At 61.0% G+C, this 19872-nt stretch carries 20 protein-coding genes and 1 pseudogene; 7 read left to right on the top strand and 14 right to left on the bottom strand.

The features are described 5' to 3' along the window. Positions 1 to 18: 18 nt before the first annotated feature. From C1M53_RS29070 to C1M53_RS29060, 3 genes are all read right to left on the bottom strand, one after another. Complete coding sequence (locus tag C1M53_RS29070) at positions 19 to 1188, bottom strand: M20 aminoacylase family protein (protein ID WP_129415540.1); 1170 nt, start codon at positions 1186 to 1188, stop codon at positions 19 to 21. 2 nt (positions 1189 to 1190) lie between these two features. After that, positions 1191 to 1829 (bottom strand): GntR family transcriptional regulator, encoded by a 639-nt coding sequence (locus tag C1M53_RS29065; protein ID WP_129415539.1) that lies wholly within the window; start codon positions 1827 to 1829, stop codon positions 1191 to 1193. A 70-nt stretch (positions 1830 to 1899) separates the two neighbouring features. Beyond that, positions 1900 to 2112 (bottom strand): hypothetical protein, encoded by a 213-nt coding sequence (locus C1M53_RS29060; RefSeq protein ID WP_129415538.1) that lies wholly within the window; start codon positions 2110 to 2112, stop codon positions 1900 to 1902. Between the two features lie 17 nt (positions 2113 to 2129). On the opposite strand from C1M53_RS29060, the pseudogene glpX reads away from it, so the two are divergent. Together glpX and recJ are read left to right on the top strand one after the other, a co-directional pair. Continuing rightward, positions 2130 to 3112 (top strand): annotated as a pseudogene (gene glpX / locus C1M53_RS29055) (class II fructose-bisphosphatase). Between the two features lie 62 nt (positions 3113 to 3174). Further along, positions 3175 to 4959, top strand: a complete 1785-nt coding sequence (recJ, locus tag C1M53_RS29050; protein WP_129415537.1) for a single-stranded-DNA-specific exonuclease RecJ — start codon at positions 3175 to 3177, stop codon at positions 4957 to 4959. Positions 4960 to 4972: 13 nt separating this feature from the next. On the opposite strand, the gene C1M53_RS29045 is transcribed toward recJ, so the two are convergent. The 3 genes from C1M53_RS29045 to folE form a co-directional block, all read right to left on the bottom strand. After that, on the bottom strand, positions 4973 to 5944 hold the full coding sequence (locus C1M53_RS29045; protein ID WP_129415536.1) for a patatin family protein: 972 nt from the start codon (positions 5942 to 5944) through the stop codon (positions 4973 to 4975). A gap of 85 nt (positions 5945 to 6029) precedes the next feature. Then, positions 6030 to 6488, bottom strand: coding sequence for a phosphoribosyl-AMP cyclohydrolase (gene hisI / locus C1M53_RS29040; RefSeq protein WP_129415535.1), 459 nt, complete (start codon positions 6486 to 6488; stop codon positions 6030 to 6032). 36 nt (positions 6489 to 6524) lie between these two features. Continuing rightward, positions 6525 to 7163, bottom strand: a complete 639-nt coding sequence (folE, locus tag C1M53_RS29035; RefSeq protein WP_129415534.1) for a GTP cyclohydrolase I FolE — start codon at positions 7161 to 7163, stop codon at positions 6525 to 6527. A gap of 241 nt (positions 7164 to 7404) precedes the next feature. Between folE and C1M53_RS29030 the strand changes: the two genes are divergently transcribed. Further along, positions 7405 to 7851 carry an iron-sulfur cluster assembly scaffold protein gene (locus tag C1M53_RS29030; protein WP_129415533.1) on the top strand — a complete coding sequence of 149 codons (447 nt, stop codon included), beginning with the start codon at positions 7405 to 7407 and terminating at the stop codon, positions 7849 to 7851. Between the two features lie 85 nt (positions 7852 to 7936). Here C1M53_RS29030 and C1M53_RS29025 read toward each other — a convergent pair whose 3' ends face one another. Together C1M53_RS29025 and C1M53_RS29020 are read right to left on the bottom strand one after the other, a co-directional pair. Next, on the bottom strand, positions 7937 to 9073 hold the full coding sequence (locus C1M53_RS29025) for a glycosyltransferase family 4 protein (protein ID WP_129415532.1): 1137 nt from the start codon (positions 9071 to 9073) through the stop codon (positions 7937 to 7939). Between the two features lie 4 nt (positions 9074 to 9077). Further along, entirely contained in the window at positions 9078 to 9641 is a 564-nt protein-coding gene (locus tag C1M53_RS29020) for a polysaccharide biosynthesis/export family protein (protein WP_129415531.1), read from the bottom strand. 272 nt (positions 9642 to 9913) lie between these two features. On the opposite strand from C1M53_RS29020, the gene C1M53_RS29015 reads away from it, so the two are divergent. Next, the gene (locus C1M53_RS29015) at positions 9914 to 12178 is read left to right on the top strand and encodes an exopolysaccharide transport family protein (RefSeq protein ID WP_129415530.1); all 2265 of its coding nucleotides are present in this window, start codon (positions 9914 to 9916) and stop codon (positions 12176 to 12178) included. A 100-nt stretch (positions 12179 to 12278) separates the two neighbouring features. Here C1M53_RS29015 and C1M53_RS29010 read toward each other — a convergent pair whose 3' ends face one another. Beyond that, positions 12279 to 13412 carry a GNAT family N-acetyltransferase gene (locus tag C1M53_RS29010; protein ID WP_348630015.1) on the bottom strand — a complete coding sequence of 378 codons (1134 nt, stop codon included), beginning with the start codon at positions 13410 to 13412 and terminating at the stop codon, positions 12279 to 12281. A 197-nt stretch (positions 13413 to 13609) separates the two neighbouring features. Further along, positions 13610 to 13825: a DUF2842 domain-containing protein gene (locus tag C1M53_RS29005; RefSeq protein WP_129415528.1), complete on the bottom strand. Its 216-nt coding sequence runs from the start codon at positions 13823 to 13825 to the stop codon at positions 13610 to 13612. 151 nt (positions 13826 to 13976) lie between these two features. On the opposite strand from C1M53_RS29005, the gene C1M53_RS29000 reads away from it, so the two are divergent. Further along, positions 13977 to 15071 carry a COX15/CtaA family protein gene (locus C1M53_RS29000; RefSeq protein ID WP_129415527.1) on the top strand — a complete coding sequence of 365 codons (1095 nt, stop codon included), beginning with the start codon at positions 13977 to 13979 and terminating at the stop codon, positions 15069 to 15071. Between the two features lie 16 nt (positions 15072 to 15087). Here the strand turns inward: C1M53_RS29000 and C1M53_RS28995 are convergent, their stop codons facing one another. From C1M53_RS28995 to speB, 3 genes are all read right to left on the bottom strand, one after another. Then, a complete protein-coding gene (locus C1M53_RS28995) occupies positions 15088 to 15924 on the bottom strand; it encodes an aminoglycoside phosphotransferase family protein (protein ID WP_129415526.1) in 837 nt (278 codons plus the stop codon). A 66-nt stretch (positions 15925 to 15990) separates the two neighbouring features. Then, positions 15991 to 16923 carry an N-acetyl-gamma-glutamyl-phosphate reductase gene (argC, locus tag C1M53_RS28990; RefSeq protein ID WP_129415525.1) on the bottom strand — a complete coding sequence of 311 codons (933 nt, stop codon included), beginning with the start codon at positions 16921 to 16923 and terminating at the stop codon, positions 15991 to 15993. Between the two features lie 34 nt (positions 16924 to 16957). After that, positions 16958 to 17947, bottom strand: a complete 990-nt coding sequence (speB, locus tag C1M53_RS28985; RefSeq protein WP_129415524.1) for an agmatinase — start codon at positions 17945 to 17947, stop codon at positions 16958 to 16960. Between the two features lie 343 nt (positions 17948 to 18290). Here speB and C1M53_RS28980 point away from each other — a divergent pair, with 343 nt between their 5' ends. Together C1M53_RS28980 and C1M53_RS28975 are read left to right on the top strand one after the other, a co-directional pair. Beyond that, positions 18291 to 18740: a universal stress protein gene (locus C1M53_RS28980; protein WP_129415523.1), complete on the top strand. Its 450-nt coding sequence runs from the start codon at positions 18291 to 18293 to the stop codon at positions 18738 to 18740. Between the two features lie 94 nt (positions 18741 to 18834). Then, complete coding sequence (locus tag C1M53_RS28975) at positions 18835 to 19092, top strand: DUF1344 domain-containing protein (protein WP_129415522.1); 258 nt, start codon at positions 18835 to 18837, stop codon at positions 19090 to 19092. 178 nt (positions 19093 to 19270) lie between these two features. Here C1M53_RS28975 and C1M53_RS28970 read toward each other — a convergent pair whose 3' ends face one another. Continuing rightward, on the bottom strand, positions 19271 to 19756 hold the full coding sequence (locus C1M53_RS28970) for a phasin family protein (protein WP_129415521.1): 486 nt from the start codon (positions 19754 to 19756) through the stop codon (positions 19271 to 19273). Positions 19757 to 19872 lie beyond the last annotated feature (116 nt).

Raw genomic sequence — 19872 nt, 5'->3', positions numbered from 1 at the left:
TACTGTCATTTGCAGAAGCTAGTTCTGCCTCGCTTCGACGAGCGACGCAAAATAGGAAGCCCCGAAAGGCAGCGCTTCGTCGTTGAAATCAAACCATGCGCTGTGAAGGATGCGGCCATTGTCGTCCGGTCCGTTGCCGATCCAGCCGTAGCACCCAGGTCGGTCCTGGAGCATGAAGGCAAAGTCTTCGACGATCATCGTCTGCGGCGGGTTCGTGTCGATCTTGTTGAACACCGATGATCCCGCAGCCTCAGCCGATCGGACGGCGGACTGCGAATTGATGAGCGTTGGATACTGCTGGGAATACGAAACCTTGCACTGCGCGCCTGTCGACAGGCCGATGCCCTCGACGATCCGCCGTACCGCTGGCTCTGCAGTCGCTCGCGCGTTGGGAGAAAATGCCCGTACGGTGCCGCGAATGGTGACGTTGTTCGGCAAGACATTGTAGGCGTCGCCGCCGTGAACCTGTGTCGCACTCACGACGATTGCATCCAGAGGGTCGGTGTTGCGCGCCGATATCTGCTGGAGTGCGATGAGGATATGCCCGGCAGTCATAACGACGTCGACGCCTTTCTGAGGCTGGGCGGCGTGCATCCCAGTGGACGTGACCTCGATTTCGAACGCATCACCCGACGCCATCATTGGTCCCGCCTTGACGGCGAAGGTACCGATTTCCATTCCCGGCCAATTGTGCAGGCCATAGATCTCATCGCAGCGAAAAGTCTCGAACAGACCCTCCCGGATCATGCGCGCGGCACCTCCGTCTTCACCCCCCATCTCTTCGGCCGGCTGGAAGATGAAAACAACGCGGCCCTCGAAATTTCTGGTCTCGGCGAGGTAGCGGGCAGCACCCAGGAGCATTGCGGTATGCCCATCATGCCCGCATGCATGCATGACGCCCTTGTTCGTCGAGCGATGCGAAAAATCGTTGCGTTCCTCTATGGCAAGCGCGTCCATGTCCGCCCTCAATCCGATGGAGCGTGAGCCCCTCCGATTGCCGTGCAGGATACCGACTACGCCTGTTCCTCCGACGCCTTCGGTGACTTCGATTCCGTAGGAACGAAGTTTTTCGGCGACGAAACCTGCGGTCTCCTGTTCCTGGAAAGAAAGTTCCGGATTGGCGTGAAGGTGACGCCGCCACTGCGCCATGTCGTCATGAAACTCGGCGATCCTGTTTATGATGGGCATGGTCACTCCCTCCGATTTTTTATGTCGTGATGGGCCAGCCGCAAGTGTTCGACCAGAATCGAGATCGCACCTGTTTCGTCGCCATTGCGACAGGCTTGAAGCAGTTTTCGATGTTCGGCAGCCGATTTCTCGGGGCGGGCGACAATGGAACTCGCGATAACCTCTGCGAGCGCCGACGCTCGGTTGAGCTGTTCGATGGTTTTCAGCAGGGTCTGCCGGTCTGATGGTTTGTACAGGGTTTGATGGAAGTCCCAGTTCAACGCCGATAGTCTCGATGGTTCTCTTTCCATCTCGGCAGCATCGAGCGCCATCTCGGCCTTCGCAAAATCAAGCTTGGTTTGGCTCCCGAAGGCGGACCTGAGTGCCAGTGGTTCCAACAGCAACCGCATCTCGAACAGGTCGTCGACCATGCCCGGGTCAAGCGCCGCAACCCTTGCTCCCTTGTAGTCGGTTGCCTCGACCAACCCGTCTTCGGCAAGCGACTGCAGGGCATGTCGTAACGGCGTGCGGCTGATGCTCAGCTGTTCCGACAATGCCTCCTGCCGTAGCGGCTGACCGGGCTGAAACGTCCCGTTCAGGATCAACGTCCTGATTTTTGCTGCAGCCGAATCCGACTGCGTCTTATTTGTATCCGAAGTCATGATTGTATCCAATATTGCTCAATGAGGGTGTTGTCAACGTTGCGGCCATCGAACGGGAGTTTTCAGAAGATCAAATATTCGCCGCATCCCGGGCAACGTCATTGCGCTGCCGCTGCGGACGTGCTGCCCAGGACAAACGATGCCGCCGTTCGCGGCAGAAAATGCCGTTATCTCTTTCAATCGATTGATATTGTTTCTTGGCCAGGAAAGCTTCTCTCCGGGTCTTGCTGTTGTCATGAGGCTTTGACACAAGAAGCGCGCCTGCGCCCTTGGCGCGTTGCAAATGAGGATCTCCACTTCATGAATGCTGTTTCGAACACGATCGCCGGCCTTGACCGGATTCTCACCATGGAGCTGGTGCGCGTCACCGAGCGTGCCGCCGTTGCTGCAGCCAGGCTGCGCGGGCGCGGCGATGAGAAGGCGGCCGATCAGGTCGCGGTCGATGCCATGCGGTCTGAGTTGAACCGCCTCAACATCAAGGGCACCGTGGTGATAGGCGAGGGCGAACGCGACGAAGCGCCGATGCTCTACATCGGCGAAGAGGTGGGTACCGGAAAGGGACCGGCGGTCGACATCGCGCTGGACCCGTTGGAAGGTACAACGATCTGCGCCAAGAACCTGCCGAATGCGCTGGCCGTCATTGCGATCGCCGAAAAGGGCAGCCTGCTGTTCGCGCCGGACGTCTACATGGACAAGATCGCCATTGGACCCGGCTATCCGGAAGGTACCATCGACATCGACGCTTCCCCGGCCGACAATATTGCCAGCCTTGCCAAGGCGAAAGGTTGCCGGTGAACGAGGTCACGGCCTGCATTCTCGACCGGCCCCGTCACGCCAAGCTGATCGAGGCGGTGCGTGCAACCGGTGCGGCCATCCGCCTGATCGGCGATGGTGATGTTGCCGGCGTCATTCACACCACCGATCCGGAAGAGACTGGTATCGACATCTATATCGGCTCGGGTGGCGCGCCTGAAGGCGTTCTTGCCGCTGCGGCCTTGCGCTGCACCGGCGGCCAGATGCAGGGCCGTCTCATCCTCGATACGCCCGAGAAGGTCGCTCGCGCCGCCAAGATGGGCATCTCCGACCCGAACAAGGTCTATCGCGTCGACGAGATGGCGCGCGGTGACGTGCTGTTCGCGGCTACGGGCGTCACCGACGGCAACATGCTCGCAGGCGTGAAGTTCGGCCGCAACTACATCACCACCGACACAATCGTGCTGCGTTCCTCGTCGCGTACGGTGCGAGAGATCAAGGCGCGCCATCAGGACCTCGATAAGTTTTGATTTTTGCCGGTTTCACCGTATTGAGCCGTCATGTGGCTCAATACTGTGAATGGTAGCCCCGCATGACCGGTGAGAAGCGGTTCTTCCTCGATGTCCGGCGATCGGCGACCGGACTTGCCTGGGTGCATCGGCTGTCCGAACGGCAGGATATGACTGCTCTGGCCATCGCCCAGGGCCACGGCGTGCCGGACATCGTTGCGCGTGTTCTGGCAGGGCGCGGCGTGACTGCCGTCGGTACCGAACGTTTCCTCGATCCCACCATCCGCGATCTCCTGCCGGATCCGGCATCGCTGACCGACATGGACAAGGCAGCCGTGCGCCTTGCCGAAGCGGTCATCCGCGGCGAAAGGGTGGCCATCTTCGGCGACTACGACGTCGACGGCGCGGCTTCCTCGGCATTGCTCAAGCGCTTCCTGGCGCATTTCTCGGTGCCGTCGGAAATCTACATTCCGGATCGCATCTTCGAGGGCTACGGTCCCAATCCCGATGCGATGCGCGAGCTGGTCGGACGAGGAGCGAGCCTCATCGTCACCGTCGATTGCGGCACCAACAGTGCGGCTTCCATCGATGCCGCCAAGGAGGCCGGCGCTGATGTCGTGGTGCTGGATCACCATCAGGTCGGCGGAGCGCTGCCAGCTGCGACGGCAATCGTCAATCCCAACCGCGAGGATGATCTTTCCGGCCAGGGGCATCTGTGTGCGGCCGGCGTGGTTTTTCTGACATTGGTGCAGACTGCCAGGCTGCTGCGCGAACGGGTGCCGGATGCAGCGAAGCCAGATCTGCTCGCCATGCTCGATCTCGTCGCGCTGGCAACAGTCTGCGATGTCGTGCCCCTCGTCGGCGTCAACCGCGCCTTCGTCGTCAAGGGTCTGCAGGTCATACGCCAGCAAAGAAATGTCGGTCTGGCCGAGCTGGCGCGTGTCTCGCGCATCGGCGAACCCGTCAACACCTTCCATCTCGCCTTCCTGATCGGCCCGCGTATCAATGCCGGCGGCCGCATTGGCGATGCCGCCCTGGGCAGTCGTCTTCTGGCGACGGATGACCCCGTCGAGGCTCGTACCATCGCCGAAACGCTCGACCGGTTGAATCAGGAACGGCAGACCATGGAGCAGGAGATGCTTGCCCAGGCGCGCGCCGAGGCCGACGCTGAACTGGTCGGCGGGGAGGGACCTGCGGTGATCGTCACGGCTTCCGACAGCTGGCATCCCGGTATTGTCGGGCTGATCGCCTCGCGTTTGAAGGAGCATGCACGGCGACCATCCTTTGCCATCGCCTTCAATGCCAACGGTACCGGCACGGGCTCGGGGCGCTCGGTTATCGGTTTCGATCTCGGCAGGCTGGTGCGTGAGGCCGCGGAGGCAGGTCTGATCGTCAAGGGCGGAGGTCATGCCATGGCAGCAGGCATCACAGTCGAGCGCGAGAAGCTCGGTGCCTTGCGCGCCTTCTTCGAGGATCGGGCGGCGGCCGACGTGTTCCGGCTGCGTGACGAGGAAACCCTCCTGGTGGATGGTGCCCTGGCGGCGGAAGGGGCCACGCTGACGTTGCTAGACACACTGGAGAAGGCGGGACCGTATGGTACAGGCCATGTGCCGCCGCTGTTCGTGCTGCCGCGCCATCGGCTGGCCGATGCGCGGGCGGTCGGCACCAATCACATCCGTGTCGACCTGACCTCCGAAAGCGGAGGACGCATCCAGGCGATGGCTTTCCGTGCCGTCGACACGACGCTGGGGGAATTCCTGTTCAAGAACAGGGGCAAGACCCTGCATGTTGCGGGGTCCGTTTCCGGCAATTACTGGAATGGCAATCGCAGCGTGCAGTTCCGCATCACCGATGCGGCAATAGCCTGATCCGAAGAGCTGACTAGGCGAGGACTGCCTGCAGCCGTTTCAACTCGTCGATGTGTGCCATGGTGGCCTCGTAGCCAAGGCGGATCGCCTCGTCGGCACGATGGAATTCGGCAAGCCCGATATGGCCGAGCTTCGGCTGCAGCGACAGATCAGGCGGATCGCCGGCCATGCGGGCACGCGAAATTCGATCCTGGATGATGTTGAAGGCTTCCACCATCATGCCGGTGATGCCGAGCCGTGTTCCCTGCTCCGTGGTATTGGGGTCGAAGCGGGTTGGCCGTTTCGCGTCCTTCTGTATGACGAGTTCACCGGCATTGTGCTTGATCACGGCAGCGCGACCGAAAAGATCGTAATGCAGGTTCACCGCCACCACCATCGGCTGCTCGTAGGCGCGGCACACCGACACGGGAACCGGATTGACCAGTGCCCCGTCGGCCAGGACACGGCCGTTGCAATTGACCGGTTCGAAGACCCCGGGCAGGGCATAGGATGCGCGCATCGCCGTGACCATCGAACCCTGGTTGATCCAGATTTCATGGCCCGTACGGACTTCCGTTGCGACGGCAACGAATGGTTTCGGCAGCCCTTCGATACGAATGCCATCGAGATGTTCGCGCAGTCGCGCGTCCAGCTTCATGCCGCCGAACAGACCATTGCCGCGCAGATTGATATCGAGCAGGCCGAAGATACGCCGCCGGGTCAGACCACGTGCGAACTCTTCCAGTTCATCCAGCTTGCCTGCAAGATAGCAACCGCCAACCAGCGCTCCGATCGAAGTTCCGGCGATCATCGAGATCTCGAGGCCAACCTCGTCGAGTGCACGCAATACGCCGATATGGGCCCAGCCGCGTGCTACACCCCCGCCGAGGGCGAGTGCTATGCCGCATTTGCTGGGATGCTTGAGCGTCGGTGCTCCGTCGGACGCCGACGGGTCATTCGCTTCGCGAGCGATCCCCCTGCCACGCAATGACGCCCATTCGAGCATCACAGTCTCCCTTAACCCACGACCATCTTATACAACGGCCGTATCGAAATCGTGAATCGGGCAAAGTTGCGTCCCAGGGGGATAATCAACGAGGCTTCCGATAGGTCTCATGCGCATCGAACAGCGGCGCGCTGCCGTCCCCGGCGAGCATCCCCTTGCCGTCGACAAGTTCCACCGTTCGATAAAAGCAGGAACGCCGGCCAGTGTGACAGGTTGCATCATGACCTGTCACATTTACGCGAAGCCACACCGCGTCCTGGTCGCAATCGGTCCGGATTTCAGCGACATGCTGAAAATTGCCCGACGTTTCGCCTTTCTTCCAAAGCGCGTTGCGCGAACGCGACCAGTAGTGGGCGATTCCGGTTTCCAGCGTCAGGGCGAGCGCCTGCGCATTCATGTGCGCAACCATCAGAAGCATGCCGTCACTGGCGTCGGTGACGACCGCGGTGACAAGGCCACTGGCGTCGAAACGCGGCGTGAAGTCTTCGCCTTCCTCCAGCTGCAGCTTGTCGCTGGAAGGGGCGGGAAATTGCAAAGCGGTCATCGCCGGGTCCTGGAAATCTGGAACCGGCGAGGCGGATCAGATTCCGCTGCCGGCACGCACCATGGTAACGAACCGGATCTGCTCCTCGGGATTGTCCCGGAAAGTGCCGGTGAAAGTGGAAGTCAGGGTTGTCGATCCCTGTTTGCGGATGCCGCGCATGGCCATGCACATGTGTTCGGCCTCGACCATCACCGCAACGCCACGCGGATTTAGCACGTCCTGGATGACACCGGCAATCTGCGCAGTCAGCGCCTCCTGGGTCTGCAGGCGATGTGCGAAGATGTCGACGACGCGGGCGATTTTCGAAAGCCCGACGACCTTCCCATCCGGCAGATAGCCGACATGTGCCTTGCCGATGATCGGCACCATATGGTGCTCGCAATGCGAATGGAACTTGATGTCGCGCACGATGACGAGGTCGTCATAGCCTGCGACTTCCTCGAAGGTGCGCCCGAGTTCTTCGGCCGGGCACATATCATAGCCGCCGAACATCTCGCGGTAAGCCTTGGCGACGCGTTTCGGCGTGTCGACCAGTCCTTCGCGGTCCGGATTGTCGCCGGTCCAGCGCAAAAGCGTACGGACTGCCGCCTCGACTTCCTCCTGGCTCGGCCGGTCGGTGACCGGCTTGTCCATATAGGCCGACTGCGGCATGATCTTCTTGATGGCGGCATCCATGAAAGGCATCTCCCGTAGTTCCCTTCATAGAGGGAACGAGTTGAACGGACCACTGCCTTTTGCGGTAGCGGAAACCCACCCGGTTTCCCGCCCGAAAGCGGCGTGAAAAAAGGCCGGCTGAAGCGACTGCCCGTCGCCTTGTCGTCACCGGACCTCCAGCATTATATATGGTCGTGCCGAGCGAATGAAAGATACGCCAGCAGTATTCGATGATCGTGCCAGCACGGCGGGCTGAAACATTATGATCGACGACGTCTACAACACGAAAATTCTTGGCTTTGCCGGAAATATCGGCCGTATCGGCCGGTTGGAGCATCCCGACGCGACAGCCAAGGCTCATTCCAAGCTGTGTGGTTCGACCGTGGTCGTCGATATCGCCATGCGGGACGGTGTCGTTACCGATTTCGCGCATGACGTGAAGGCGTGTGCCCTCGGTCAGGCGTCGTCCTCGATCATGGCTGCCAACGTCGTTGGCGCGACTGCACAGGAGCTGCGCGCGGTGCGCGAGGCGATGTGGAAGATGCTGAAGGAAAATGGGCCGCCGCCTGAAGGTCGTTTCGCTGACCTGAAGTATCTGGAGCCGGTGCGCGACTACAAGGCACGTCACGCTTCCACGATGCTGACCTTCGACGCCGTCGTGGATGCGATTGGCCAGATCGAAGAGAAGAGCGCCGAGGCCGCCGCCTGATCCAGAGCGTCTGCGACTCTTTTGTTTTACGCAGTTGCAGATGCAAAGGCTGCAACGCGTTTTGCCGGAATTGTTCCTTGGAGCGCTACCCAGCCAGGGCCGCGAAATACGCTTTTTCGATTTCGGCTGCCATGACATCAGCGCCGAATCGTGACTTCAGGACGCTGGTTTGCGGCATCGCCTGGCGATAGGCATCCAGATCGGTCAGCGCCTGGTCCATTTTCTCACCGATTTCGATGGCGTCCGGCTGCACGAGGGCAGGGGAATCAGGGCCGAAGATTTCCGGTATGCCACCGACCGCGCTGGCGATCATCGGTTTTCCCGCCGCGAGTGTCTCGAGCACGATGTAGGGCATCGCTTCGGCGCGCGAAGGCACCACGACAACATGAGCCAGCGCAAAAGCCCTGCGGGCTGGCATCGGCGGGAAAAAACGAATGCGGTTGTCCAGCCCAAGCCGCTTCACCTGGGCATGATAGCGCGGCAGGTCGTCGCCATCGCCGACCATGACGGCGCTGATGGTGCGTTCGGAGCGAATCTCTGCCTGGGCGAGGGCATCGATGAAGATGTCCGGACCCTTCAGGTCACGCATCATGCCGATGTAGAGAAGATCGGCGGCATCCGTTTCTGCGGCGACGGGTTCGAATTCACCATCGCGCAACCCGTTGTAGACCAGCACGTTCGGCACACGCGGTTCCCCAACCTTGCGCCGGTAAGCCTGCCTCTCGTAGTCGGAAACGAACAGCAGGTAGTCGGTGAAGAAAGCCATCGTCCGCTCGATTGCGAAGAACAGCTTTCCTGTCGCCGTGCGCTCGTCATAGTGCAGGCTGCCGCCATGCGGCGAATAGAGGCGGGCCACGCGAGACCTTGAAACCCGCAACAGTGAGCCGAACAGGCGCGCATAGGCACCGCCCTTGGCGCCATGGCCATGGAGCACGTCCGGCTGCAATTCCTTGATGATCTTGAAGGTTCGCCAGGCCGAAGCGGCGTCCCCTGGACCGATGTGCCGTTGCATGGGAGTGCGATGCACGCCAAGCGCCAGCGTATCTTTCATGTCGTCAAACAGTGCTTCCTCGAACGCACCCCCGGTTGTCGAATCGCAGACGATGCCCACCTGGTGGCCGGCAGCGGCCTGCGCATCGGCAAGATCGCGCACGTGGCGGAAAATACCGCCGACCGGTGAGCGGAAGCAATGAACGATGCGGAGCGAAGAAGGGGATGCCACGTGATCAGAACAGGCGTTCGCGAACGTAGACGGTATCACCTGGCAGCAGCGGGTCGGATGTCACGACCTGCCCGGTCATCACCTTGCCATTGATGTCGCGTGTAACATCGACATCCGACTGGTTGGCGCGAGCCGAGAAGCCACCTGCGATGGCAACAGCTTTCTGCACGGTCAAGCCGGGCACATAGGAATATTGGCCGGGAGCGCCGACCTCGCCCATGACGAAGATCGGACGGTAACGGTCGATTTCGACAGAGACATCGGGATCGCGCAGATAGCCCTGCCGCAGCTTGACGGCGAGGGCCTTTTCGAGCTGCTGGGCCGTGCTGCCGCGTGCCGGAACCGGGCCAACGAGCGGGAAGGAGATAAAGCCTGACTGGTCGACATTGTAGGTGTTGGTCAGGCCGTCCTGCTCGAAGACGGTTACCCGTACGCGGTCACCGGCGCCGAGCCGGTAGGGCTGCGTGAGCGCGTCATGGAAAGCCGGCGGTGTCGGCCGGTAGCTGGTGCAGCCCGCCAGCAGCGATACTGCAAGCAATGCGCGAAGGAGCGGGGCAGATTTTCTCATCACCAGGTACATGCCTTCGACTGGTCGCCGGATGATCGGCAGACGTTCAGGATCGAGTCTCGTTATCGGTCTGTTAGGGTTAATGGCCGGTAAAATTCGGCGTCGCGAAATATGAGCAGATGCTGATTTTATGGTTTGGGCGCTGTCAATTGCATCCGTAGCGACTGGCGGTAAGGGATTCTGCCGCCAGCTTATTTGAGGGGTGGCTTTTTTAACGGCTAAGTTACCATGCTTGTTTACCATGCCCGCAACCCAAAGTGGGAGCAGGATGCATGTCGAGCGTACAATCTAGCGCGGCGGATGTTGATGTTGACCTGAGGCAGCTCTTCGCGAGTCTTGGCCGAAACTGGCTGCGTATACTTGTGGGTTCCCTGCTCGTGGCGGGCCTGGCATTCGCCATCACCTCGTTTGTTACGCCGCTTTACAAAGCCGAGACGCGACTGGAAATCGCGGACCGCGAATCTCCATTCACGCGCCCAAATGCAGGTGCCGATGCGAATCGTGAAAATCTGGATGATGGAGCGGTCGCCAGCCAGGTGGTGCTGATCTCGTCGACTGACGTTCTCAGTCAGGTTGCGAAAAAGCTCGATCTGGCGAAACGGGCGGAGTTTGATGAGACCGTGGACATGTCTGCGGTCAGCCATTTTCTCATCCTGGTTGGTTTGAAGAGCGATCCGAGCGAGATTCCCCCTGAAGAGCGCGTGCTCAAGAGAATGCGCGAGAAACTCAACGTCTATCGCGTTGAAGGGACGCGCATCATCGGCATCGAGTTTTCGTCTCGTGATCCCAAGTTGGCAGTCGCGGTGCCCGGTGAGATCGCTGACGCCTATGTTGCAATGTTGCGGGGGTCAAAGAGAGAGTCGGGTGCCGAAGCGACCGGCTATCTGGAACCGGAAATCAACAGGCTTTCCCAGCAAGTGAAGGAGGCCGAGGCCAAGGTTGCGACCTATCGGGCGCAGTCTGATCTTCTCACTGGTCAGAACAACACCGCGCTCGTGTCGCAGCGGGTTTCCGAGATGCAGAGCGAATACTCGCGTGTGCAGGCCAACCGGGCCTCTGCCGAGGCAACGTCCCAAGCTGTGCGGAAGGCGCTCCAGGGAGGAGGATCACTGGACTCCTTCCCGGAGGTGCAGGCATCACCGGCGATCCAGCGCCTTCGCGACCGGGAAGGGCAGATCAAAAGCGACATCGCGGATCTCTCGACCACCCTGCTTGAGAATCACCCGCGCATCCGCTCGCTTCGGTCTCAGCTTGCCGACATAGATCGGCAGCTTCGCGGGGAAGCCCAGAACGTCTTGGCTGGTCTCGTCACTCAAGCGCAAACCGCGCGGGAGCGCGAGAGTCAGCTTTTGACCGATCTGAACCAATTGAAGGCTGAGGCAGCACGCGCCGAGGAAGCACGGGTCGAACTCAGCTCCCTGGAGCTTGACGCCGCAACGAAACGCCAGGCGCTTCAAGATAATCTGGCCCGCTTCCAGGAGGCGAACTCACGTCAGGATCGCAACTATCTGCCGGTCGTCGCAAGCATCGTTTCGAGGGCGACGATTCCCACGGAGCCATATTTCCCCAAAGTCATCCCTATCGTCACTGCGGCATTCGTCGCCTCGTTGCTGGTGATGTCGATTTTCACCCTGCTAAGCGAGCTATTCTCGGGTCGCGCCATGCGCCCGGCACCGGGACCGCGGCCCGAACCTGTGAGGCAGGTACCTATGCCGGTAGTACCGGTGCCAATGCCCGCAGTAGAAGCTGATGCGTCTGAAGAGAATCGTCGTCCTGCGGCAGAAATTCCTGCGGCAACGACGCGGCAGCAGGACGACGAGCGCGCCGAGGCGGTACGCAAGGCTGCGGCGCTGATCGAGAATGTTTCCGCCGGACACGCACACGTGCCGGTGGAGGAGCCCTTGCCGGCGGACGAGCCCGCGCTGGAACAATCCGTACTGGGACTTGGCGAGATCGATATCGAAAAAGCCGCCGAAAGGCTGATCACCAGCGGGGCTGCGCGCGCTATCTTCATCTCGCCGGAAGGCGATGAGGCCGCCGCCAGCTCCATTCTGGTCGCTCGTGAGGTCGCGGACGCCGGCTTGCGTGTATTGCTTCTGGATCTCACCGCATCTGGAGCCGCTTCTCGCCCGATGCTTGATGGAACCAGCCAGGCTGGCATCACCAATCTGCTGGCCTCCGAGGCTCAGTTCAGCGATGTCATCCATGCCGATCACTATTCGGACTGCCACGTGATCCCGGCAGGCACGGCGGATCCGGTACGTGCCATGCGGGCGGCAGACCGTCTGCCGATCATCATGCAGTCGCTGACCACCGCCTATGACCTCGTGGTGGTGGAGTGTGGACCGGCAGATGCCGATGGCATCCGTCGGCTTGTCGGTGAAGCGACGGAAGTCTTCGTCAGCGCGCTGGAGCCAAGCGATGCCGTCGCCGATGCAGCCGTAAAGCTGATCGAGGGGGGGTATCCGGATCTGGTTCTTGTGACGCCGGCAAGCCATGGCAGGCCTGGCGCTCCGCTTGGTCGGTCTGCGGCCTAGGAGCAACTCCAGCTAACGTGCGCAGCGGTTTTACGTCCTTAACTGCGCCAAAGTTGGAGTATTTCCGCGAAAAGCGGGGATGCACCAGGTGGATGGTTTGTCAGTCTTCGTTGGTGCGCGACGATTGTTCCTGGCCCTGTGTCCTGCGTCGCAGGGCTTTTGTGATCTTCCATATCATTGGACTGTTCTTGACGAAGGCCTTGGCACGCGCCCCCTGGTGCAGGGCACTGGCCAGTGCGCGGCCCTTTGTCGTGAGCGGGAGAAGCGCGTCGCTCTGCCTGATCTCGACGTCGCACCACTGACGCTTGTACGGCTCATCTCCAACGGAAAAATCGTACAGAAGATTGCCCTGCTGGCATGCTTCCTGGATGTTGTCGAAAAACAGGAAATCGCCGGGGCTGGCAAAAGAGAGCTCGTCCTCCAGGATCGCGCCGAATTCGCAGACCAGTCGCTTTGGCGAGCGGCTGGAACCCGTCACGGCGCGCAGCTTGCCGCCAACTTCCAGCCCATGCAGGACGAAGGTGGGGTTGTCGCTTTCGAGGGCGCTTGCAAACAGGGCCTGGAAAAAGCCGCGCACCCGTTCGTCGCCAAAGACATTGATGATGCCCATCTTGCGGAAGCGCTGTTCCTTCATGGCAAAGAAGGCTTCGAGCAGGCGTCCTGTCTCGTCTCGGGTGCCGGCTTCGATCCTGGCGAATCCGCCAGCGGCCTCGAATTTGCGCGCCTGCGAGCGGTGCTTCTTGCGTTTGCGTTTGCCGCTGGCGCGTTCGAGAACACTGTCGAAACCACCATCGAGGTCGACCGCCAGGGCCAGGTTGGGGCTGGGAAAGGACGGAAGCCCCGCCAATGGATTGTTCGTGCCGTTGAGGTCGGGCTGAAGTCGCTGCAGTGCGATGAGATCGATATCTGGACGTGCCGTCCGGATGGCTGCAAACAGCGCTGGCAGGTGCAGTGATGCGAAGTCACTTCCGGAAGCAATTGAGGTTGCAGGGAAATTTCCGTTGGCATGACGTCCGCCAAGGAAGCGGGCTATGCGGAATGGACCGGAGCGTTCGATTTCGAGTGCAAGGGCAAACACCGTATGACCGTCAACCGCCACTGAGGCGATGATGGCGTCGGGGCGCAGATGTTCTATCCAGTGGCGTACCCAGAGCGGGTCCTGCGGCGGAGCATGAACGGCGGTTCGGGCGAATTCGGCATAAGAAGCGAGCACTTCATCGGTGGCTGCCTGCACGGAAGGCAAAAATTGCGTGCTTGGCGGTGCCCCGTAAGGCACTGCCGTTGACGCGAAAGCCCTGTTATCCCCCGACGCCGTCGCGTCCACCATGCCTGCATCGTCCTGTTGGTACCATGCAGTGAGCCTGCATCAGACGGACACGTCATGGTGCAACATATTAGACTAAAAAGATAAATGAATCTTGGTCTTGCTTGCTAGTTCTTCGGGCGGGGCTCGAGGATCAGCCACTTGATGATGGCCATGGCCGGCAGAATCCAGAGCAGGCCACTGAGTGCGAAGAAGACGAGGTGGGCGAGCGGACCGGATTGCGACAGCTGCGCGACTGCGACAATGGTCGCGACAATCGCGTAGACGACGACGAGCGCCACCAGGAGAACGGTTCCGATCAGTTTCTTCAGACGCATGGGCATGGCCGCAATCCTTTGTGACGTTCGGATTAAGCCGAATGGCAGCCGCGTGCAACCGGCCAACGCTGGCGCGACGGCGTGCCGCGCCGCGTCACCTTGCCAGTTTTGGTGCTATGGTTCACTTGAGACCGCAAGACCAATACTCGGATCAGCCATGGCAGCCACGACCGAAATTGCCGCACCCGTTGCCGAACAGAATCGCGAATTGCGCAATCGTGCACTGGTTCGCGGCTGGTTGTATGTCGTGCTGCTGGTGTTGTTTGCCATCGTCATGGTGGGTGGCGCCACCCGCATGACCGGCTCTGGCCTTTCGATCACCGAATGGAAGCCGATCCACGGTGTCGTTCCGCCACTCAACCAGGCCGAATGGCAGGAGGAGTTCGAGAAATATCAGCAGATCCCGCAATACCAGCAGATCAACAAGGACATGACGCTGGAGGAGTTCAAGGGTATCTTCTGGTGGGAATGGGCGCATCGCTTGCTGGCACGCGGTGTCGGCTTCCTGGTTGCCATTCCGCTCGTTTTTTTCTGGGCGACGCGTCGGCTCGAAAGCCGCCTGAAGCCGCGTCTGGTCGGCCTTCTCGCGCTCGGTGGACTGCAGGGGGCCATCGGATGGTGGATGGTTGCTTCCGGTCTCAGCGAGCGTGTTTCGGTCAGTCAGTATCGGCTGGCCACGCATCTGACGCTTGCCTGCATCATCATCACGGCAGTCGCCTACATAGCGCGCGGGCTGGCCACCTATAGCGAGCCGCCAGCCGGACGTGGCACCCAGCGATTCGCCGGCATCATGGTGCTGCTGGTCCTGATCCAGATCTATCTAGGCGCCCTGGTTGCCGGCCTGCATGCAGGCCTTACCTACAACACGTGGCCGCTGATGGACGGCGCGATCATTCCCGGCGACCTGTTCATACTCGATCCGGCCTGGATCAACCTGTTCGAGAACCCGAAGACGGTGCAGTTCGTACACCGTATGTTTGCCTACACGGTGCTGATCATTGCCTTCTGGCATGCACTCTCCACAGCACGTGCCAAGCCGGGCAGCACGCATTCACGCCGGGCCTGGGTTCTGTTCTGGCTTGTCGTCGGCCAGGCTGCCATCGGTGTCGCCACGCTGCTGCTGCAGGCGCCGATCGACGTGGCGTTGACCCACCAGGCTTTTGCGATGATCGTGCTGGTTTTCGCGACAGCGCACTGGCGCGGCACCAAAGGTGCGTATCCACTTGAGACAGAAGTGGTCGTCAGGAACTAGCGACCAGCGTCGATCCTCAGAAGCTGTTGTCCCGTACGGATCGCACGACCTCGACGATCGACAATTCGCGTTCTTCGTCGACGTCGTTCTTGTCCTGGCTGTGCCACGAGGCCGACAGGCAGCCATAAGCCATGGCATGATCGAGCAGGCGGCGCGGATCCTGGCCCATCGAGCGTGAGAAGATCGTGGCCATCGTCGCGATACGCTCTGGCTCGGTGCACAGCCGGTCCAGCGGGTTGAAGAACATGTTGGCGGCGTCGAAGCCCGGATCGCCCAATATGCCCTTGGGATCGATCGCCAGCCAGCCGCGCGGCGACTGGATGATGTTGTCGTGGTGGATGTCGCCATGCAAAGGGCGCACATCCACGGGATCGGAGAGCAGGCGCTCGGCGATTTCGGCAGCGTCGACATAGAGGCTTTCGACACCGGCATTCCTGTCCGCCTTGGCCTTGTCGAAGAGGCTGACGAAACGATCGCGAAGCGGCTGCAGATCGCCAGGCGCGGGGTGTCGCGATGGCGAGTGCAGCCGCGCCATCACCTCGGCGGAGATCTCGGTGGCGGCGGTATCGCTCGCATCATCCAGGACGGCACGCAGGTGACGTTCGCCGGCATATTCGATCAGCATCATCTTGTCTTCGCCGTCGAACAGGCGGACGAGACCTTCACCACGCCGCCAGGACAGCAGGTGAATGCCGCGCAGTTCGTCTTCCACGTCGTCGAAATCTTTCAACGCCTTGACGATGGCCGGCGTGCCGTCAGCCTGACGCACTTTCCAGATGCGACTGGAGAAGGTTTCGGTGACAAGAACAGGCTCGCTGACGTTCCAGCGCGCCGGCAGGGCAGGCGGGTGCATGACATGTTTCCGGTTTGTTGGAATCAGGGCCGCGCCACGGCGCGGCCCAGCTCTGGTATCCGATGATCAGCTGTTGAGGCCGAGCATCAGGTCGAGGTTCTGCACGGCCGCTCCCGATGCGCCCTTGCCGAGATTGTCGTAGACGGCAACCAGCAGCGCCTGTGCCCGCGCATCGTTGGCGAAGACATAGACCTTCATGCGGTTGGTGTCGTTGTACTGCTCCGGATTGAGCTCCGGCACGCGGTCGACGGCTTCGTAGGGTGCCACCTCCACCACGCCGCCTTGAATGCCGGCGAAATGGTCCGCGATCGCCGCATGCAGCTCGGCACCCGTCGGAATATGGTCGAGCTGGGCCAGTTGCAGCGGTACCACCGTGATCATGCCCTGTGCGAAATTACCGACCGCCGGCTGCATCAACGCGTCGTGCTTCAGCTTCGCATAAGCCTTCAGTTCGGGCAGGTGCTTGTGCTTCAGCGAGAGTGCGTAGGGTGTGAATTCCGAAGCGTTCTCGCCTTTGGCCTCATAGTCCTCGATCATGGTGCGGCCACCGCCGGAGTACCCGGAGATGCCGTTGAACGTGACGGGATAATCAGCCGGCAGCAGACCAGCTTCGACCAGCGGGCGCAGTGTCGCGATCGGGCCTTGCGGCCAGCAGCCGGGATTGGCGACGCGCTTCGCAGCCGCGATGCGCTTCGTCTGCTCCTTGTCCATTTCCGGAAAACCGTACTCCCAGCCGGCGGCGACGCGATAGGCCGTGGAGGCATCGATGACACGGGTGGTGTCGTTCTTGATCAGCGACACACTCTCCCTTGCCGCATCGTCCGGCAGGCACAGGATGGCGACATCGGCGGCGTTGAGGAACTCGGCGCGGGCAGCGGTCTCCTTGCGGCGCTCTGCCGGCACGGAGATGATTTCGAGATCGCCGCGGTCCGCCAGCCTGGCCCTGATCTGCAGGCCGGTGGTGCCGTGTTCGCCGTCGATGAAGATTTTCGGTTTCATTGCCTTGTCTGGTCCGATCTTTCTGGCCGGGACGTCAGATGTCCTGACCGGTATGGGTCTGGTTGGTGTTCTCTTCGGCTCTCGCCTTTCGTTCCGCCAGCAGGCCGAGATAGTGCATGGCGATGGTCGAGCCGGCGATGGCCGTTATATCGGCATGATCATAGGCCGGCGCAACCTCCACGACGTCGGCACCGACCAGGTCGATCTGGCCGAGCAGCCGAAGTGTCGACAGGATCTTGGACGAGCTCGGGCCACCCGAAACAGGCGTGCCGGTGCCGGGCGCAAAGGCGGGATCGAGGCAATCGATGTCGAACGTGAGGTAGGTCTTGCGACCGCCGGTACGCTCGACAATGGCGTAGGCGATATCGGCGGCGCGCATCTCCTCGACTTCGTAGCCGTGCAGGATCTTGATGCCGAAGGTGTCGGGTGCATGCGTGCGGATGCCGATCTGGATCGAACGATCGGGGTCGATGAGGCCTTCCTTGACGGCTCGGCCGACAAACGAGCCGTGGTCGATGCGTTTGCCGTCATCCGGCCAGGTGTCCTGATGTGCATCGAACTGCACGAACGCCAGCGGGCCGTGCACGGCGGCATGAGCCTTCAGCAGCGGGTAGGTCACGAAATGATCGCCGCCGAGCGAAAGCAGGAATGCCCCGCTCTTCAGTATCTTGGCGGCTTCGCGTTCGATGATGCCGGGGGTCTTCTGGTGGTTTCCGCTGTCCAGCAGGCAGTCGCCGTAGTCGACCACGGCGAGGTGGTCGAAGAACTCCCGCGAGAACGGATATTGTGGATCGTTGTCGAAGATGGCCGAGGCGCGCCGCATTGCCTGCGGTCCGAAACGCGCCCCAGGCCGATTGGTGACGGCCGCATCGAACGGGATACCCCACACCACGGCGTCCACCCCCTTCACATCCTTGGTGTATTTGCGCCGCATGAAGGACAGGGCACCGGCATAGGTCGGCTCGTAAGAGTGGCCGGTTTTGCCGCGGGCGGTAAAAGCGTGGTCGATGTTCTTGTTCGCCATCACATGTTCCTACGGTTGTTCGGGCAGCGACACATAACGGACCGCCAAGAGCTTTGCCAGTCACGAGACGGGAACGCTTGCTGCACTTGCGGTGCCGGCGCTCCAGGACACTGCCCGAGCCCGAGCAGGTCCCATGTCTCGATTCGGCCAAGGGACTTGCGAGCCTGTCGGACGCTTCGATCACGGTTTCATTGCACGAACGCGACAGGCGGTAACTACGCCCAATGGCGTGGCACCTGTCCGACGTTCCTGGCCCATCCTCGCTCCGCCGCTGTCCGGTTGATCTTGGTCAACGCATGCCCACTTTCTTTGTGGGAGGTTTTACGGACCAATGGAGATTGCGATGTACAAACATATTCTTGTTCCGACCGACGGTTCCGATCTCGCCGGCAAGGGAGTCCAGCAAGGCCTGGCACTCGCCAAGGCATTGGGCGCCAAGGTAACGGTGGTGACTGCAACCGAACCTTTCCCGGTGTCCGGCTTTGCGCTCGGTGCGGGCTGGGTTCCGTCCGGAGCGGACATGCAGGAGTTCAGTGCCGCGCAGAAAGAGGATGCGGAGAAAATCCTGGCTGCCGTCAAGGCGGAAGCAGCGAAGGCCGGCGTCGATGCCGATCTCGTCCATGTGCCTGACCAGCGCGCCGCCGATGCGATCCTTGAGGCCGCCAAGGTGCATAAAGCCGACCTTATCGTGATTGCTTCGCACGGCCGGCGTGGTGTCGAGCGCGTGCTGCTGGGCAGCCAGACAGCCGAAGTGCTGGCCCACTCCACCATTCCGGTTCTGGTGGTGAAATAGGCTTCGCAACTTTACCGATCCGTATGGTAGCGGCAATGTGCCGGTGAGATCGGGCCTTCAATGTGGTGGTGCCTCAACAAAAGGAGTTGCCCCCATGAGGAAGTACATCGCCGCCACCGCCATCGTGCTCGCACTTGCCAGCGTCAATGGCGCGTTCGCCAAGGACCTCAAGGCCACCGTGAAGAAGGTCGACGCGCTGACGAGCTCGGTGACGCTCGACAGCGGCCAGACGGTCAAGCTGCCGGCCGGTGTCAAGGCCGCCAGCCTCAAGGCCGGCGACAAGGTGCTGGTCACCTACTCGACGGACGCCGCGGGCAAGACCACGGTGCAGAGCATCAAGCCGTCGAAATAAGCAGCACGGGCGTCCATTTTCGGCGCCTCAGGCTGAAATTGTCTTGGTAATTGCCGCGAATTGGCCGGGTCGATGACCCGGCCTTTTTGCTGGCCAGAGGTCCGAAAACAAAAAAGGCCCGCCGAAAAGCGGGCCTTGTTACGCCAACATCTTGCGCGACGTGCACTCGTACAGAAAATCAGAACCGTTTATGCGGAGATTCCGCGCGGATGGTTATTTCGGCCTGAACGGTCTTGGCGCCTTCGACGACGGTGGTCTTGGCGGTCTCGGCAGCACCACGGACACGTTCGATGTTGGCCGAAGCGTTTTCACGCACGAAGTCGGCCTGGATCTGGACAGCTTCATTGAACGACTGCGCGCCGGCAATCTTCTCGACCGTGCTCAGGGTGTGCTGGACATTGGCCAGCGTCGCATCGAGCAGACCGCGGGAGAAATTGGCATAGCCGGCAACGAAGGAAGCGGCGAACTTCTCGACACCGTCGGTCAGCTTGGCAGCGCCACCGTGAACGGTCTCGGCGCGCTCCTTGGCGGTCGAGGCGCCACGCTTCACGAAATCGCGGGCGGCAGCGGGAACTTCAAGCTTCGACTGAACGCCATCAAAAACGTTCTTGATCGAGGAAAAATAGTTGGAAGCAGGCGTGGTGGCCTTGGCGGTCTTGGTCATGGCGATTCTCCATCCTCATAAAGGAGCTATGGGTTGCGCTCCGTTCAGGATCGACCCGGAGCATGGCAAGCATATAGAGTTGATTATTGTGCATTGCAACATGGATTTTTGTTGCG

The organism is Mesorhizobium sp. Pch-S (genome assembly GCF_004136315.1).
Classification (GTDB): Bacteria; Pseudomonadota; Alphaproteobacteria; order Rhizobiales; family Rhizobiaceae; genus Mesorhizobium.
The sequence above is the reverse complement of the archived record's forward strand: the minus strand, read 5'-3'. Positions and strand labels throughout refer to the sequence as shown.